The sequence below is a fragment of the bacterium genome (genome assembly GCA_040757115.1).
Classification (GTDB): domain Bacteria; phylum UBA9089; class CG2-30-40-21; order CG2-30-40-21; family SBAY01; genus JBFLXS01.
This window is the reverse complement of record JBFLYA010000445.1, coordinates 1-1289: the sequence shown is the minus strand read 5'-3', so window position 1 is coordinate 1289 and position 1289 is coordinate 1. Positions and strand designations below refer to the sequence as shown.

Genomic DNA, 1289 nt, shown 5'->3' with positions numbered 1-1289 from the left:
TTGACTTGTTCCCATGTCAAGCCATAGGTAGAGAGTTTAAACCATTGAGTTTGACCTGGTTTTATTCCAATTATTCCCCGTTTTTCGAGTTTAGAATAGAGGAAATAACCCTTTTTGCGATGTTTTTGAGCAATTTTATCAAATAGAGGGGTTTTGAGGCGAATCAAATCATGCCTTGTTGGTTTTATTCCCAGTTGTTCAATCTCTCCCAGTGCTTCCATTTGTGTTACAAGCCAGCGACTTTTCTCTACCTCCTCATCCCAGTGTTTCACTCTTTCTTTGACATACGGAAATGCAGTGATAAGAGAGGCAATAGCTTGTGAACGGGCGGTGCACCCCAAAAGTTCAATTTCCTTTTTAGGATAGCGAGTAGATTTCCTGAATAATTTGTCAGCCCATTTTTCAGTTGTTGCCAGAACGCCAATCGTTCCCGGAACACCAAATCCTTTATGAGCCGAAGCAACAATAAAGTCAGCCAATAATTCTTTTCCATTAACCTCCATTCGACCTGCGGTATATGCGGTATTAAGAAGAAACGGCACACCATATTCTTGACATATCTTACCTACCTCATAGGCATCTACCAGATTGCCGTATTCGCCATCGACATGCGTCAGAAGGGCAAGTTTTGGAACAAGACCAGTTTCTTTTATCACCAGTTCAAAAGTTTCTTTGTAAGATTCTGGAATTATTTCATATTTGGGGTAGCCGGTATTGGGCACTTCATATATTTTTGCACAGGATTTTTCAGCCGCCACATAGGTAGTATAATGTTTATTAGAATCAATGACGATTGAATCTCCAGGTGAAAGTAAGGTATGCATCACCGCAAATTTCCCCTCACGAGCACCAAGTGTTGTTCGCGCCTCATCCATTCCCAGAAATTCGGCTAATGTTCGGGTTAAATCACAGATAGGTGGGGATTCAATTAGATGAAGTACCCCTTTACAATAATCACAAACTGAATACCCATCAACATAAGCCGATGCAGTCACTCTTACCGCCGCATTCGTTCTACCGCCAGTTTGTAAAGGATTAAGATTTATATAATTTTCTTCTCTGGTTCTAATTAGATTCATTTTAATCTCTTTTAATTTATCATATTTGGTTAATTCTGTCAATAATTTTCTTTGAAACTTCTGTAATTCAGACAGTAGACTATAGACATCAGACCTCAGACTAAAGCGGGCAGAAATTGCAGAAGAATGAAGGCTTGGGAGACCTGCTTATACTTCTGTAGGTAAGGCTTAGGAAAAATTTAGGGAGTGAAGTTTTGAGGATGGTTTCCC

At 39.8% G+C, this 1289-nt stretch carries 1 protein-coding gene; it reads right to left on the bottom strand.

The annotated features are described in order from the left end of the window. Positions 1-1079: O-phospho-L-seryl-tRNA:Cys-tRNA synthase (gene pscS / locus AB1422_19525; GenBank protein ID MEW6621492.1), on the bottom strand; the 1079-nt coding region annotated here is incomplete at its 3' end. Positions 1080-1289 lie beyond the last annotated feature (210 nt).